Annotated in this window: 2 protein-coding genes; both read left to right on the top strand. The window is 73.0% G+C overall.

All coding sequences use genetic code 11. From position 1 onward, the window contains the following. Positions 1-179 precede the first annotated feature (179 nt). Entirely contained in the window at positions 180-7,889 is a 7,710-nt protein-coding gene (locus tag Q664_RS07820; RefSeq protein ID WP_052517813.1) for a type I polyketide synthase, read from the top strand. After that, entirely contained in the window at positions 7,886-17,410 is a 9,525-nt protein-coding gene (locus tag Q664_RS07815) for a type I polyketide synthase (protein WP_052517812.1), read from the top strand. The genes Q664_RS07820 and Q664_RS07815 overlap by 4 nt, the downstream gene beginning before the upstream one ends. Positions 17,411-17,419: the final 9 nt, after the last annotated feature.

The raw sequence follows: 17,419 nt of genomic DNA, 5'->3' as shown, positions 1-17,419 counted from the left end.
TTTCTCCGCGAGTCACGTCTGGGCGCATGCTGGGGGGAGTCGCATCCGTGAGAGGCACCAAGAGGCCGGGACCGCAAAACCAAGCGAAACCCGTGAGGAACGCAATTCATTGACAGTCGGTCGGTTGACAGTGGCCGACAGTGCAGTGGACCTTTGACGGACACAGGAAGGCGACAGTCATGACGGAAAGCGAGAGCCAGCTGGGCCCGGGCACCGGATCCGCCACGAAGGCGGAGCAGGAATTGACGGGCGCCGAGGCCGGGGCCGCGCAGGGAGGGAAGGAAGCGGAGCCCATCGCGGTGGTGGGGCTCGCTTGCCGTCTGCCAGGTGCGCAGGATGCGGAGGCCTTCTGGCGTTTGCTGTGCGAGCGGAAGGATCTGCTCCAGGAGGTGCCCGCGGAGCGGTGGGACAACGGCATCTGGTACGACGCGGACCCCCAGGCTCCGGGCAAGGCCAACACCCGTCATGGCTATTTCCTGGAGCGGGTGGGCGGGTTCGATCCGCTCTTCTTCGGCATCTCCCCGCGCGAGGCGGCGGAGATGGATCCGCAGCAGCGGTTGATGTTGGAGGTGTGCTGGGAGGCGCTGGAGGACGCGGGGGTGCCGGCGGTGGGCCTGAAGGGCTCGCGCACGGGCGTCTTCATGGGGGCCATCTGGCACGACTACGCGGACCGGCACCTGAGCGAGCGCGCGGCGGTGACGCTGCACAGCGCGACGGGCCAGTCGCTCAACATCGTGGCCAACCGGCTCTCGTACTTCCTGGGCCTCAAGGGGCCGAGCCTCACGGTGGACACGGCGTGCTCCTCGTCGCTGGTGGCGGTGCACCTGGCCTGCCAGAGCCTGCGCTCGGGGGAGTCGCGGCTGGCGCTGGTGGGCGGCGTCAACCTGATGTTCTCGCCCGAGGCGAACGTGCTGCTGTCCAAGTTCGGCGGGCTGGCACCGGACGGGCGCAGCAAGGCGTTCGCCGCGGGAGCGGATGGCTTCGGGCGCGGCGAGGGCGCGGGCCTGGTGGTGCTCCAGCCGCTGTCGGCGGCGCTCGCGTCCGGCGCGCACATCTACTGCGTCATCCGCGGCAGCGCGGTGAACAACAACGGCACCGGCAACGGGCTCACCGCGCCGAGCGTGCCCGGACAGGCGGCGCTGCTGCGCGAGGCGTACGCGCGCGCGGGCGTGCCCACCAACCGCGTGCACTACGTGGAGACGCACGGCACGGGCACGGCGCTGGGAGACCCCACCGAGGCCAGCGCGCTGGGCGCGGCCCTGGGGGAGGGGAGGGCCATCGATCGGCCCCTGCTCATCGGCTCGTTGAAGGCGAACGTCGGCCACCTGGAGGGGGCGGCGGGCATCATGGGCCTCATCAAGGTGGCGCTCTCGCTGTCGCGCCGGCTGGTGCCGCCGCACATGCTGCACGGCGAGCCGAGCGCGCGCATTCCCTTCGGCGAGCTGCGGCTGAGCCTGCCGCAGCGGGTGATGCCGTGGCCCAGCGAGGACGAGCCGGCGACGGCGGGGGTGAGCGCCTTTGGCTGGGGCGGCACCAACGCGCACGTGGTGCTGGAGGAGTCGCCGGTGGGCCGCGAGGAGCTGCTGGCCCTGGCGGCGGAGAGCGCGGAGGAGCTGCTGGCCCGGGCGGCGAAGGCCGAGGAGCTGGTGCAGCACGACGAGCATCCGGCGTGCGTGCGCGATCTGTGCCGCACCTGGGCGCCGTACGCGGGGCAGGGGGCGTACCGGGCGGCCTTCACCTTCCGCACGCGGGCGGAGCTGGCCACGCAGTTGAAGGCCTTCCGGCAGGGGAAGCGCCGCGCGGGCCTCTTCACGAGCGAGCCTGGAGAAAGTCCGCGCGTGGCCTTCATGTGCGCGCCGCAGGGCTCGCAGTGGCCCGCCATGGGCCGCGAGCTGCTGGCCACGGAGCCGGTGTTCCGCGCGCGGCTGGAGGCGCTGGACACCACCTTCATGCCGTTGGCGGGCTGGTCGCTGGTGGAGGCGCTGAGGGATCCACACGCGCGGATACTCTCGGACGAGGACGCCGCCGAGCCGCTGACGCTGGCGGTGCAGGTGGGGCTGGCGGCGCTGTGGCGTGCCTGGGGCGTGGAGCCCGAGGTGGTGGTGGGCCACGGCGTGGGAGAGGTGGCCGCCGCCTGCATCGCCGGAGGCCTGGAGGCCGCGGACGCGGTATGGAAGGTGTACCGCGCCAGCCGCCTGAGCCAGTGGGAGCCGCTGCGCGACGAGCTGGAGGCGGCCCAGGAGAAGCTGTGGGAGCGCGAGGGGGGCATCCGCTGGGTGTCCACCGTGGCGCGCGAGGTGGGGCCGGATGGCCGCATGGGAGACGCGCGCTGCCGCACCCCGCGCCAGCCGGTGCGCTTCGCCCAGGCCGTGGAGCGGCTGATGGCCGAAGGCGTCGACGCCTTCGTGGAGCTCAGCCCGCACCCGGTGCTGTGCCGCCCGGTGGAGCAGTTGTTGCGCAAGGCCGGACGCACGGGCGTGGTGGTGGGCTCGCTGCGCCGTGACGAGGCACGGGCCTCCCTGCTGGAGGCGCTCGGCGCGCTGCATGTGCGGGGCGTGCCGGTGCGCTGGGAAGCCCTGCCGCCGCCGGAGACGCCGGTGGCCGTGCTGCCCTCGGACAAGCCGCCCGCCCTGGCGCCGGGCCGCACGCACCTGCTGCCCCTGTCCGCCCAGACGCCCGAGGCGCTCGCGGAGGCCGCCCGCCGCGTCGCCTCCCGCCTGGAGTCGCACCCCCTGTCGCTCCAGGACGTCTGCTACTCGGCGTCCGTCACCCGCAGCCACCTCAACTACCGGCTGGCGCTGCTGGCCCACACCCCCGCCGAGGCCCGCGACGGCCTGACGGCCTTCCTGCGCGGCGAGGTCCGCCCGGGGCTCTCCGTCACCCGCCACGCGGATGGCCGGCACCAGCCCGTGGTGTTCGTCTTCCCGGGCCAGGGCTCGCAGTGGCTCGGCATGGGGCGCCGGCTCATGGCCGAGGAGCCCGTGTTCCGCTCCGCGCTCGAGCAGTGTGACGCCGCGCTGCGCCGCTTCGTGGACTGGTCGCTGATGGAGCTGCTGGCCTCGGACAACCCGGGGTGGATGGAGCGCATCGATCAGGTGCAGCCCGCGCTCTTCTCCATCCAGGTGGCCCTGGCCCGGCTCTGGCGCGCCTGGGGCGTGGTGCCCGACATGGTGGTGGGCCACAGCATGGGCGAGGTGGCCGCGGCGCACGTGGCCGGCGCGTTGGACTTGATGGACGCGGCCCGCATCATCTGCCGCCGCAGCCTGCTGCTGCGCCGGGTGAGCGGCCAGGGCGGCATGGCGGTGGTGGAGCTGACGATGGACGAGGCGCGCATGGCCATCCGCGGCCTCGAGGACTGGCTGTCCGTGGCGGCCAGCAACAGCCCCCGCTCCACCGTGCTCTCCGGTGAGCCGCACGCGCTCGCCCAGGTGCTGGAGAAGCTGGAGGCGCGCGACGTCTTCTGCCGCCGGGTGAAGGTGGACGTGGCCTCGCACAGCCCGCAGATGGAGCCGCTGCGGGAGGACCTGCTGCGCGCGCTGGAGGGCCTGGCGCCCCGGCGCGGCGAGGTGTCGCTCTTCTCCACCGTGACGGGCGAGGTGTCGGACGGCACGGACCTGGAGCCGGCCTACTGGGTGCGCAACCTGCGCGAGCCCGTGCTGCTGGCGCCGGTGGTGGAGCGGCTCGCCCACGACGGGCACTCGCTCTTCGTGGAGGTGAGCCCGCACCCGGTGCTGCTGCCCGCCATCGAGCAGACGATCGCCCACCTGCGCATGGAGGCCACCGTGCTGCCGTCCGTGCGGCGCGAGCAGCCCGAGCGCGAGGTGATGCTGGAGACGCTCGGCGGCCTCTACGCGGCCGGCCGCGACGTGGAGTGGAAGGCGCTGCACCCGGAAGGGGGCCGGCGGGTGCGGCTGCCCGACTACCCCTGGCAGCGTCAGGACTGCTGGTTCCAGCCCGGTGCGAGCCCCGCCCCGAAGCTGTCCCGCGAGGAGCGCAACCAGTCCCTGCTGGGGCCGGTGCGCCGCTCGTCGCTCCGTCCCGGAGCCTTCTTCTGGGACGTGGAGGTGGGCGCGCAGAACCTGCCCTGGCTGGGAGACCACCGGGTGCAGGGCACCATCATCCTGCCCACCACGGCGTACCTGGACTGGGTGTCCATGGCGGTGCAGTCGGCGCTCGGCCCCGGGCCGTGGACGCTCGAGGACGTGCGCATCCATGAGGCCCTGGCCCTGCTCGGGGACGGCACCCGCCGGGCCGAGCTGCTGGTGGACGTGGGCTCCACGGGCGCCATCTCCTTCAAGGTGTCCAGCTTCATCCCCACGCCGGGCGGCAGCAGCGCGGAGATGTGGACGCTGCACGCCCAGGGCCGCGTGCGCGCGTCGGACTCCAACGGGCGCGGCGCGCTGCCCGCGGTGCGGGTGGAGGACCTCCAACGGCGCTGCTCCGAAGTCCGCCTCACCGAGGTGCACTACCTGGACATGGAGCAGCGCGGGCTCCAGTACGGCCCCACCTTCCGCGGACTCAAGGAGGTGTGGCGCCAGGACGGCGAGGCCGTGGGCCGCCTCTCCCCGCCCGAGTCGCTCGCGCAGCAGGGCGAACTCCACCCCGCGGTGCTCGACGCCGCGCTGCAGGTGCTGCTGGAGGCGCTGCCCGCCGGTGACACCACCTTCGTCCCCGTCCGCCTGCGCCGCTTCGAGGTGCTGCGCAAGGGCACGCCGAAGTGGGCCCATGCGCGCCTGCCACCGCCCGAGTCCTGGCGCAAGGGCACGCCCCTCGAGGGCGACGTCGTCCTGCTCGACGGGCAGGGCGTGCCGCTCGTCGAGGTGGAGGGCCTGGAGCTCTCCGCGCTGCCCACGCGCTACGGCCGCACCCGCTCCGAGCAGGACCGCTCCCTCTTCGAGCTGGCCTGGCGCCGGGTGGGTCTGCCCGCGGTGTTCGAGCCCGGCTCGGACGAGTCGCCCTGGCTCATCTTCCAGGACGCGTCCGGCGTGGGTTCCGCGCTCGCGGACATGCTGGAGTCGTGGGGAGGGGCCTGCATCCGCGTGGAGGCGGGCCAGGGTCTGCGCAAGCTGGGGGCCCGGCACTTCGCGGTGACACCTGGCTCGCGCGAGGACCTGCGCGCCATGTTGCAGCAGTGCCTGCCGGCCGGTGGCGCCTGCGCGGGCGTGGCGTACCTGTGGGGCCTGGACATGCCGGCCCCGGACGTGCCGGGCGATCAGGCCCTCGACGAGGCGGTGCGGGCCTGCGGCGGCGCGCTGCGCATCGTCCAGGAGGTGCTGCGGCTCGGGTGGAGGGATCCGCCGCGCCTGTGGCTGGTGACGCGGGGCGCCTACCCCGTGCTGGGCTCGCCCGCGACGGGGGCGCTCCAGGCGGCCCTCTGGGGCCTGGGCCGCGCCGTGGGCCACGAGCACCCGGAGCTGCGCTGCACGTGCGTGGACCTGGACCCTTCCTCGCCCATGGTGGACGTGGAGTCGCTGGGCCGCGAGCTGGCCGCGCGGGCCGAGGATGAGCAGGTGGCCCTGCGGGCCGGTGCGCGCTTCGTGGCGCGGCTCGTCCGGCGCTCGGGCGCGAAGGAGCTGTTCATGGAGCCGCTGCTGCCCGCGGCGGGACGGCCCTTCCAGGTGGAGACGCCCCCGGCGGGCTCCTTCGGCGGCGTGTCCGTGCGCATGTCCGAGCGGCGCGAGCCCGGCCCGGGCGAGGTGGAGATCGCCGTCGAGGCCTCGGCCCTCAACTTCATCGACGTGATGAAGACCATGGGCCTCTACGTCATGAAGGGCAAGGGCGGGGCTCCCGGCGTGCCGCTGGAGGGCCTGCCGCTGGGGCTCGACTGCGCCGGCCGCGTGGTGGCGGTGGGCAAGGGCGTGACGAACCTCGAGGCCGGTGACGAGGTGGTGGCCTTCACGCCCTCGGCCATGGCCTCGCACGTCGTCACGGATGCGCGCTTCGCCGTGCGCCGTCCCTCGGGCATGAGCGCCGCGGAGGCCAGCTCCATCCCCAGTGTCTTCATGACGGCCTGGTACGCGCTGCACCACCTGGCCCGGCTGCAGAAGGGCGAGCGTGTCCTCATCCACTCGGCCGCGGGCGGACTCGGCCTGGCGGCGGTGCAGATCGCCCAGTCCCTGGGCGTGGAGGTGTTCGCCACCGCGGGCACGCCGGAGAAGCGCGAGCTGCTGCGCTCGCTGGGCATCCAGCACGTGATGGACTCGCGCACGCTGGCCTTCGCCGACGAGGTGATGCGCCTCACGAATGGCGAGGGCGTGGACGCGGTGCTCAACTCCCTCTCGGGTGACGCCATCACCCGGAGCATGGAGGTGCTGGCGCCGGACGGCCGTTTCCTGGAGGTGGGCAACCGCGACATCCACGCCGGACGCGCGTTGGATCTGTCGCAGTTCAGCCGCCGCCTCATCTACGCGGCCATCGATCTGGTGGGCCTGCGGGAGCAGCGCCCGGCGCTGTGCTCGCGGCTGCTGCACGAGGTGGTGGAGCAGATGGCCGCGGGCACGCTGAAGCCCGTGACGCACCGGGCCTTCCCCGTGTCGCTGGCCTCCGAGGCCTTCCGCGAGATGGCGCAGGGCCAGCACGTGGGCAAGCTCGTCGTCACCATGGACGATCCGCACCTGCGCGTGGTGCCGCCGCGCGCGGGCTTCCGGGTACGAGAGGACGCGACGTACCTCATCACCGGTGGCCTCGGCGGCCTGGGCCTGGAGGCGGCCCGCTGGCTGGTGGAGCATGGCGCGCGGCACCTGCTGCTCACGGGCCGGAGCACTCCCTCCGAGGACGTCCAGAAGCACCTGGAGACGCTGCGGGCCCAGGGCGCACGGGTCGAGGTGGCACGGGCGGACGTGGCGGACGCCCGGCGCCTGGCCGAGGTGGTGGCCCGCACGCGGGGGGACATGCCCCGGTTGCGGGGCGTGCTGCACTGCGCGGGCGTGCTCGATGACGGCACCCTGGAGCAGCAGGAGCCGGCGCGCTTCCGCACCGTCATGGCCCCGAAGATCCAGGGCGCGTGGAACCTGCACATGCTCACCCGCGACGAGTCGCTGGACTTCTTCGTCCTCTACTCGTCCATGTCCGCGCTGCTGGGACTGCCGGGCCAGGGCAACTACGCGGCGGCCAACGCGGCCATGGATGCGCTGGCCCACTACCGGCGCCAGCGGGGCCTGCCGGCGCTGAGCGTGAACTGGGGCCCCTTCTCCGAGGTGGGGCTGGCCGCGGCGCACGCCAACCGTGGCGAGCGGCTGGCGCACCAGGGCATGGCCAGCTTCACCCCGCGCCAGGGCGCGATGATGCTCGAGCGCCTGATGCAGGAGGGCGCGGTGCACGTGGGCGCGGTGGCGCTCGACGTGCGCCAGTGGCTGGAGTTCTTCCCGAGCGCGGCGTCGCTGCGCATCTGGGAGGAGCTGGCCGCGGAACGCCATGGAGACGGCCAGCGCGGCCGCTCCGCCCTGTTGCTGGAGCTGCGGCGGGCCAACGCGAGCGAGCGGACGGGCAAGATGGAGGCCTACCTGCGCGAGCGGCTCGCCCAGGTGCTGCGCATCGATCCGTCGCGCGTGGGACGGCACGAGCCGTTCCGTGGCCTGGGGCTCGACTCGCTGATGAGCCTGGAGCTGCGCAACCGCATCGAGGCCACGCTGGAGCTGAAGCTGTCGGTGACGCTGCTGTGGGCGCACTCCACCCTGGCGACGCTGGCGGTGTACCTGCTGGATCAACTGGGGCTCACCGCCAAACAGGCCGATGCACCGGCTCCCGCCACCCCGGCGGAGCAGCCGCTCCTCATGAACCGGCCCTCCGCCCAGGCGGAGCCAGAGGCCCACCAGCTCGCGGAGCTGTCGGAAGGGAAGTTGCTCGAGATGGTGGATGACGTGCTGGCGGGCTGGGAGGACACGCAGTGAGTGAGGACGTGAAGGACGAGCTCAAGCAGCGCCTGGCTCGTGCGGTGATGGCCATGCAGAAGATGCAGGCCCGTATCGACTCGCTCGAGCGGGCCCGCACCGAACCCATCGCCATCATCGGAATGGGGTGCCGCTTCCCCGGCGGAGCGGACACGCCGGAGGCGTACTGGGAGCTGCTGTCGGCCGGGAGGGATGCCGTCCGCCGCGAGCCCGCTTCTCGCCGCGTGGGCTCGGACGCGAGCGCGCCGCGCTGGGCCGGGTACCTCGAGGACGTGAGCGGCTTCGACGCGGACTTCTTCGGCATCTCCCCGCGCGAGGCCTCCAGCATGGACCCTCGCCAGCGCCTGCTGCTGGAGGTGGCCTGGGAGGCGCTGGAGCACGCGGGGCAGGACCCCGAGCGGCTGGCGCAGTCCGCCACGGGCGTCTTCGTGGGACTCACCGGGGACGACTACTACCGGCTGCTGCCCACCGAGCCCGAGCGCATCGACGCCTACTACGGCACCGGCAACGGCCACTGCTTCCCGCCCGGGCGCGTCTCGTACACGCTCGGGTTGCAGGGGCCGAGCCTCGCGGTGGACACGGCGTGCTCGTCCTCGCTGGTGGCCATCCACCTGGCCTGCCAGAGCCTGCGCGCGGGCGAGTGCTCCGTGGCGCTCGCGGGCGGTGTGAACCTCGTGTTGGACCCGTCCGTCACGGAGACGCTCCTGCGCATGCAGGCGCTCTCTCCCAACGGCCGGTGCAGTGCCTTCGACGCCCGCGCCAATGGCTTCGTGCGCGGTGAGGGCTGCGGCCTCGTCGTGCTCAAGCGCCTGTCGGATGCGCAGGCCCAGGGCGACACCCTCCTCGCCGTCATCCGTGGTTCGGCCGTCAACCAGGATGGGCGCTCGCAGGGACTCACCGCGCCCAACATGCTCGCCCAGCAGGCCCTGCTGCGGCAGGCGCTCGCCAGCGCGAAGGTGGACCCCTCCGCCCTCGGTTACATCGAGGCGCATGGCACTGGCACTCCGCTCGGAGACCCGATCGAGGTCGAGGCGCTCGTGGACGTGCTGGGCAGGCCGAGGCCGGATGGCTCGCGGTGCGCGCTCGGCTCGGTGAAGACGAACATGGGCCACCTGGAGGCCGCCGCGGGCATCGCCGGCCTCATGAAGACGGTGCTGGCGCTCCAGCACGAGGCCATCCCCAAGCACCTCAACTACAGCCGGCTCAACCCGCGCATCCGGCTGGAGGGCACTCCCTTCTACGTCCCCACCGAGCTCCAGCCGTGGAAGCGCTCGGCGGTGCCCCGGCTGGCCGGCGTGAGCGCGTTCGGCATGAGCGGCACCAACGCGCACATCATCCTGGAAGAGGCGCCTCCTTCGGCCCCTCCCGCGCGGGCGCCCGCTCCACGTCCCACGCACCTGCTGACGCTCTCGGCTCGTGGGGAGGAGGCGCTGGCGGCCCTGGCGCGCCGTCAGGCCGAGCACCTCACCGCCCACCCGGAACTGGACGCGGCGGACGTGTGCTTCACCCTCAACACCACCCGCGCGTGCATGCCGCACCGGCTGGCCGTGGTGGGCGGCTCCACGCAGGCGCTGGCCGCGAGCCTGTCCGCCTTCGCCTCGGGCACGAAGCCGGAGCAGGTGGCCCAGGGCAAGGCGGGGAACCAACCGCCCAGGGTGGCCTTCCTCTTCACCGGCCAGGGCGCCCAGTTCGCCGGCATGGGCAGGAAGCTCTACGACACCTCGGACGTCTTCCGCGACGCGCTGGACCGGTGCGCCGCGCGGCTCGAGCCGAGGATGGACCTGCTGTCCGTGCTGTACCCGAGGGACGGTGCCCCGTCGCCCATCGACCAGACGGGCTACAGCCAGCCGGCGATGTTCGCCCTGCAGTACGCGCTGTCGGAACTGTGGCGCTCGTGGGGCGTGGTGCCGGACGCGGTGATGGGACACAGCGTGGGGGAGTTCGCCGCCGCGTGCGTGGCCGGCATCCTCTCCCTGGAGGACGCGCTGGACCTCATCGCCGAGCGTGGCCGGCTCATGCAGGCACTGCCTCCGGGCGGCGTCATGAGCATGGTGTTCGCCACCGAGGCCCAGGTGGCGCCGCTGCTCGCGCCGTACCAGGACCGCGTGTCCATCGCCGCGTACAACGGGCCGGGCCAGCTCTCCCTGTCCGGTGCGGCCGAGGCCGTGGAGCGCGTCACCTCCGCACTGGAGGCCCAGGGCATCGCGACGCGCAAGCTCAACGTCTCGCATGCCTTCCACTCGCCGCTGGTGGAGCCGATGCTCGAGGCGCTGGAGGCGAGGGCGTCGCGGATGGCCCGGTCTCCCGGGAAGTTGCCCCTCATCTCCAACGTCACCGGCCGGCCGGTGGGCCCCATCGAACTGGGGGCTCCCGGCTACTGGCGCCGTCATGCCCGCGAGGCCGTGCGCTTCCACGAGGGCATGGAGTCGCTGCGCGGCCTGGGCATCGACACCTATGTGGAGATCGGCCCGCACACCACGTTGCTGGGGCTCGGCAAGGCGTGCCTGGGGGACGGGCCCGAGTGGCTCCCCTCGTTGCGCAAGGGCAAGGACGACGTGGAGCAGGTGCTGGGCGTCCTGGGCCGCTTGTTCGTCCGGGGCCAGCAGGTGGACTGGAGCAAGGTGGACCCCGAGCCCGCGCGCCGCAAGCTGGTGCTGCCGCGCTACCCCTGGCAGCGCCAGCGGTACTGGGCCATTCCGGAGTCGTCCTCCGCCGGGAAGTCCGCACAGGCCGCGCCGGGCCAGGACTCCGCCACGGAAGCACCGGACGGCACGCGGGGTGACCTGTACGCGCTGGAGTGGCAGCCCGCGCAGCGTCCGGCGTCCGCTCCCGCACCGGTGAGTGGCACCTGGCTGCTGTTGTGTGATCGCGGCGGAGTGGGCGAACAGCTCGCTGCGAGCATCGAGGCCCAGGGTGGTGCCTGCGTGAAGGTGGACGCGGGTGATGTCACGGCGCTGGAGCGGGTGTGGCGCGAACGTTTCTCCGCGAGCTCGCCCTGTGCGGGTGTGGTGTACCTGGGTGCCCTGGACGTGACGAACGTGGAGGGCTCGGGCATCCGCGAGTCCTGCGCCAGCGTGGCCTCCGTGCTGCGCGTCGTGGAGGGCGCACCGGAGCCCGGTGGCCGGCTGTGGGTGGTGACCCGGAGCGCCCAGGCGGTGGGCTCGGGCGTGGAGAAGGTGGAGCCCGCGCAGTCGACGTTGTGGGGACTCGGGCGGAGCGTGGCGCTGGAGAGCCCGGGCCGCTGGGGCGGGTTGATCGACCTGGGCCCCGAGGACGGCGCACGGCCACTCTGGGAAGAGCTGCGCTCGGCCGGGGACGAGGACCAGGTGGTGTTGCGGGGCGGCCAGCGGTACGTGGCGCGGCTGGTGGAGCGCGAGGCTCCGGAGTCGAAGCCCGTTCCCGTCCAGGCGGAGGCCACGTACCTCATCGCGGGAGGGCAGGGGGCGCTGGGACTCGAGGTGGCGCGCTGGCTGGTGCGCCGGGGGGCCCGGCATCTCGTGCTCACCGCGCGCAGGGCGATGCCCGAGCGCTCACAGTGGGACGCGGCCCTGGCCCAGGGGGGCGAGCTGGCCGAGCGCATCACGGGCGTGCGTGAGCTGGAGGCCGCGGGCGCGAAGGTGCTGCTGGCCCAGGCGGACGTGGCGCTCCGTGACGACATGGCGGCCCTGCTGGAGCGGGTGCGAGCGTCCATGCCCCCGCTGCGCGGTGTCGTCCACGCGGCGGTGGTGTCCTCGACGTCGCGGGTGCGGGACCTGGACGCGGACACGCTCGAGCGCGTGCTGGCCCCGAAGGTGGCCGGTGCCTGGAACCTGCACACGCTGACGCGGGACGAGCCGCTGGACTTCTTCATCCTCTTCTCGTCCATCTCGTCGGTGTGGGGCTCGTCGGGCGTGGGGCACTACTCCGCGGCCAACAGCTTCCTGGACGGGCTCGCGGCGCACCGGCACGCGCTGGGGCTCGCGGCCACCAGCATCAACTGGGGCCTCTGGAGCGGCCGTGGCGCCGCCTCCGAGGAACAGGGCCGCTGGCTGATGAACATGGGCGTGGAGGTGCTGGATCGGCAGGCGGCGCTGGGCTGGATGGAGCGGCTCGTGGGCTCGCGCGTGCCGCAGGCGATGGTGGCCACCATCCGCTGGGAGCGCTTCCTGCCCATCTTCGAGGCCCGGGGTCCCCGGCCCATGCTGTCCCGGCTCCGCACCGGGATGGCCGCCTGGCCCAGGGAACTCCCGGCGGCGAAGAGCACCGTCCCGGCCCCCTGGCGAGAGGCCCCCACCGCCACCGCCCGGCGCGAGGCGTTGCGCAAGTTGGTTCAGGAGTCCGTGTCGCGCATCCTCGGCCTGGCACCCGGCCAGTCCGTGGATGACGAGCGCGGCTTCAACGAGCTGGGGCTGGACTCCATCATGGCGGTGGAGGTGAAGGAGCGGCTGCAGAAGGCGCTGGCCCTCCCGCTGCCGGCGACCCTGGCGTTCAACTTCCCGACCGTGAAGGCGCTCACGGAGCATCTCTCCTCGCAGCTCGAGTCGGAGGCGCCCCGTGCCGCCGCATCCGAGGTCCATACCCCCACGGCTTCGGACGAGCCCATCGCCATCGTCGGCATGGCGTGCCGGCTGCCGGGCGGAGCGGACACGCCGGAGGCCTTCTGGCGGCTGCTGCGCGAGGGCACGGACGCCATCTCGGAGATTCCGGCGGACCGCTGGGACGTGGACGCCTGGTACGACGCGGATCCGGAGGCGCCGGGGAAGATGTACGTGCGCTCCGGCGGCTTCCTGCGCGAGGTGGACCGCTTCGAGCCACAGTTCTTCGGCATCTCCCCGCGCGAGGCGGAGAGCATGGATCCGCAGCAGCGGCTGGTGCTGGAGGTGGCCTGGGAGGCGCTGGAGCGGGCCGGCCAGGACGCGAGCGCGCTGCGCAACACGCGCACGGGCGTCTTCGTGGGCATCACCACGGCGGACTACTCGCGCGTCGTCCTCCAGGGAGCGCCGGAGGACGTGGATGCGTGGTTCGCCTCGGGCAACTCGCTGAACGTGGTAGCCGGGCGCCTGTCGTACACGCTCGGCCTCCAAGGCCCGTGCATGGCGGTGGATACGGCGTGCTCGTCCTCGCTGACGGCGCTGCACCTGGCCTGCCAGAGCCTGCGTAACGGCGAGTCCACGATGGCGCTGGCGGCGGGGGTGAACCTCATCCTCTCGCCCGAGCCGATGATGGCGGTGTGCAAGGCGCGGATGCTCGCGGCGGATGGCCGGTGCAAGACGTTCGACGCCTCGGCGAACGGTTTCGCGCGGGCCGAGGGCGCGGGCGTGCTGGTGCTCAAGCGGCTGTCGGAGGCACAGGCGCGAGGGGACGACATCCTCGCGGTCATCCGCGGCACGGCGGTGAACCAGGACGGCGCGAGCAGCGGCCTCACGGTGCCGAACGGGCTGGCGCAGCAGGCCGTCATCCGCCAGGCACTCGGGAGCGCGGGGGTGAAGCCCTCGGAGGTGAGCTACCTGGAGGCGCACGGCACGGGCACGTCGCTGGGAGATCCCATCGAGGCGGAGGCGGCGTGGTCGGTGCTGAAGGAAGGCCGCCAGGGTGGCGAGTCTCTTTGGATGGGCTCGGTGAAGACGAACCTGGGCCACCTGGAGTCCGCGGCGGGCGTGGCGGGCCTCATGAAGGTGGTGCTGGCGATGCGGCACCGGCAGCTCCCGGCACACCTGCACCTGAAGAAGCCGAACCCGCACATCGACTGGAAGTCCATGGGCGTGAAGGTGCCGGTGGAGCTGACGGCGTGGGAGCCGACGCAGGGCCGGCGCATCGCGGGGGTGAGCTCCTTCGGTTTCAGCGGGACGAACGCCCACGTGGTGCTGGAGGAGGCGCCGCCGAGGCCCGTGCGGACGCGCGAGGTGGAACGGCCGGAGCACGTGCTGGTGCTGTCGGCGCGGAGCGCGGAGGCCCTGCGCGCCCAGGCGGGCCGCTACGCCCAGGCACTGGCCGAGGGCGGCACGGAGCTGGGAGACGTGTGCTTCACGGCGGCGGTGGGCCGCGCGCACTTCGAGCACCGGCTGGCGGTGGTGGGAGGCAGCGGCCAGCGGATGAGCGAGTTGCTGTCGGCGGTGGAGCAGGGCCGCGAGGTGGAGGGTGTGGTGCCGGGGCGTGCGGTGAGCCCCGCGCCCAAGGTGGCCTTCGTCTTCGGCGGTGAAGCCGAGCCATCCACGGCCATGGGACGGGAGCTGTTCGAGACGCAGCCCGTCTTCCGCGAGGCGCTGGAGCACTGCGCGGAGGCGCTGAAGGGTGTACTGGAGAAGCCGCTGGTGGAGGTGCTGTACGGCGCGGACTCCGCGCTGCTGAAGGAGGAACCGTACGGCCGGGCCGCGGTGTTCGCGGTGGAGTGGGCCCTGGCGCGCATGTGGAGGGCGTGGGGCGTGGTGCCACAGGCAATGGTGGCGCGGGGCGTGGGCGAGTACGTGGCGGCGGTGGAGTCCGGTGTCCTCGGCCTGGAGGAAGGGCTGCGGATGGCGGTGGGCAAGGTGCCGTGGTTGCACGCGGAGACGGGCTTGACCGAGGGCCTGGAGTCCCTCCCCCTGCATCCGGGAGAAGCGGAGTGGCCACGGCTGTTGAAGACGCTCGGCGCGCTGTACGTGAAGGGTGTGGCGGTGGACTGGGCGGCCTTCGACGCGCCCTACGAGCGGCGCCGCGTGACGTTGCCCACCTATCCCTTCCAGCGCCAGCGCTACTGGTGGCGGAGCACGGCGCCTCGCGCGGTCCTCGCGCCCCGGCACGAGACGGAGAACCTCCCGCACTTCGGCCGCCGGCTGCGCTCTCCGGCGCTCGACGCGATCGTGTACGAGACGACCTATGGGCCCTCGCGTCCGGGGCATCTCGATGACCATCGCCTCGGCGGGACGATCGTGGCGGCGGGGTCCTCGCACGTGTCGCTGCTCCTGTCGGTCATCGAGGACACCTGGGGCACGCCCGCGTGCACCCTGGAGAACGTGGCCTTCCCGCAGGCGCTGGTGCTCGCGGAGAACGAGGAGCGCACGCTCCAGGTCATCCTCTCTCCCCAGGAGCGGGGCCACGCCTTCGAGGTGAAGTCGCTGGGCGACGACACCGGCGCGGAGACGTGGGTACTGCACGCCAGCGGCGGGGTGCGCGTGGGCCGGGAGGAGCAGCCGGCGCCGTGGACCTCGCGTGAGGAACTGCTGTCACGCATCCAGGCGCGCGTGCAGGGAGAAGACCTCTACCGGGGCATGCGGGAGAAGGGCTACACGCTGGGCTCGGGCTACCAGTGGATCCGCGCGGTGGCCCGGGTGGGGAATGAGCTCCTCGGAGAGATGCGGCTGCCTCCGCTGCCGGACAGGCTGGAGGACTACCCGCTCTACCCGGGCTTCGTGGACTCGTGTTTCCAGGTGCTCACGAGCTGGACGCTGGATTCCCAGGCATGGCACCCGGACGCGATGCTCATTCCCTTCAGCGTCTCGCGCTTCACCGTCTACCGCAGGCCGCGGGGCACGGTGTGGTGCCATGCGCGTATCGAGGGCGGTGGGCAGCCCACAGTGGGAGAGCTCCTCGGGGGCGATCTGCGCATCCTCGACGAGCAGGGGCTGGTGGCGGAGGTCGTCGGCTTCCGGGCCCGGATGGCGAATCGCGAGGCGGTGCGGCTCGGCACGCACGCGCGGCGGGAGGAGGCGCGCTACGAGGTCTCCTGGAAGCCCGCGTCCGAGGTCCAGCCCGTCCCGGCGACCCTGGCGGACAAGCGGCCCTGGGTGCTGCTGATGGATGCGCAGGGCGTGGGCGAGCGGCTCGGGCGCATGCTGGAGGAGCAGGGCGCGCCCGTGCTCCGCGTGCGTCCCGAGGGCTTCGCGCGTGTGTCCATCGAGACGCTCGTGCCAGCCCGCTGCGCGGGCGTGGTGTACCTGTGGGGCATGGACCAGCGGACCGAAGACGACGCCTCGGCGGAGTCGGTGCAGCGGGCCGCGTTGGAAGTGAGCGGTGGGGCCCTGCACCTCATGAAGGGGCTGGCGGGCCGCGACGATGCGCCTCCCGTGTGGATCGTCACCCGGGGCGCCCAGGCGGTGAAGGACACCCGGGCGGGCGTCGCGCTCGCGCAGGCGCCGCTGTGGGGCTTTGGCCGGGTGATCGACCTGGAGGTCCCGGAGCTGCGCTGCACCCGCGTGGACCTGGACCCCGAGGATCTCGAGGGCAGCGTCCGGCTCCTGTACGCCGAGCTGGGCGGTGGCGGTCATGCATCCGAGCGGGAGGTGGCCTTCCGTGGCGGTGTGCGCCTGCACCCGGTGTTGCGCAAGGACACGGGCTCGCGTGCTGGCTCCATCCCGTTCCGGGCGGATGCCACCTACCTCGTCACGGGAGGCCTCGGTGGGTTGGGCCTGGAGGTGGCCCGGTGGATGGTGGAGCAAGGGGCACGTCACCTGGCGCTCGTGGGACGCCGTGCGCCCTCGGCCGCGGCCTCCGAGGCGGTGCGTGCGCTCGAGCAGGCGGGAGCCCACGTCACCGTGGCCTCCGTGGACGTCTCCAACGAGGCGGAGGTGGCGCGGCTGCTCCAGCGCCTCGACGCGGACTCGCCGCCCCTGCGCGGTATCATCCACTCGGCGGGCGTGCTGGATGACGGGGCGCTCGCGCAGCAGGACCTCGAGCGCTTCGAGCGCGTGATGGCGCCCAAGGTGGCGGGAGCGTGGAACCTGCACCGGCTCACCGAGGGCCGGCCGCTGGACTTCTTCGTCCTCTTCTCGTCGGCCTCCGCGATGCTCGGTTCGCGGGGCCAGGCCAACTACGCGGCGGCGAACACCTTCCTGGACGCGCTCGCCCATGAGCGGCGTGCTCGCGGGCTGGTGGCGCAGTCGCTCGACTGGGGCCCGTGGGCGGAGACGGGCATGGTGGGCGCGCCGGATGGAACGTTGGCGCGCGCGCTCGAACGCCGGGGCATCCGTGCGCTCGCGACGAAGCAGGCCCTGGCGCTGTTCGGCGAGGCGCTCGCGAGTGGCCGGCCCCAGTTGGCCCTCATGTCCGTGCAGTGGCCGGTGTACCTGGAGGTGCTCGGGGCCAGGGGGCGCTCGTCCTTCTACGAGGCCATGGCTCCCGCTCGCCCCACCGCCGGGCCGAACGCGGCCGTGGCCGCCTCGCAGCCGCGCCATCCGCTCGCGGAGCGGCTCACGGCGGCACTGCCCCACGAGCGTTCCCAGGTGCTGGAGAGCAGCCTCCAGGAGGAGGTCGCTCGCATCCTCCGCCTGGAGCCCGGGCAGCTCGACTGGCGCCAGGGCTTCGCCGAGATGGGCATGGACTCGCTGATGGCCATCGAGCTGCGCAACGTGTTGCAGAAGGGGCTCGGCGTGTCCGTGCCCGCGACGGTGGCGTTGGATCATCCCACCATCGACTTCCTGGTGCGGCACCTGCTGGAGAACGTACTGAAGCTCGAGGTCCAGGAGCCGCGGCCCGAGCCCAAGGGGCAACTCGAGGAGTCACTCGACGCGCTGTCCGACGCCGAGCTGGCGCGGCTGGTGGCCGAGGATCTCGCCAAGGATTCGTGAGGGGGCGGA

Origin of the sequence: Archangium violaceum Cb vi76 (assembly GCF_000733295.1) — a bacterium.
GTDB classification, from domain to species: Bacteria; Myxococcota; Myxococcia; order Myxococcales; family Myxococcaceae; genus Archangium; species Archangium violaceum.
The sequence above is the reverse complement of the archived record's forward strand: the minus strand, read 5'-3'. Positions and strand labels throughout refer to the sequence as shown.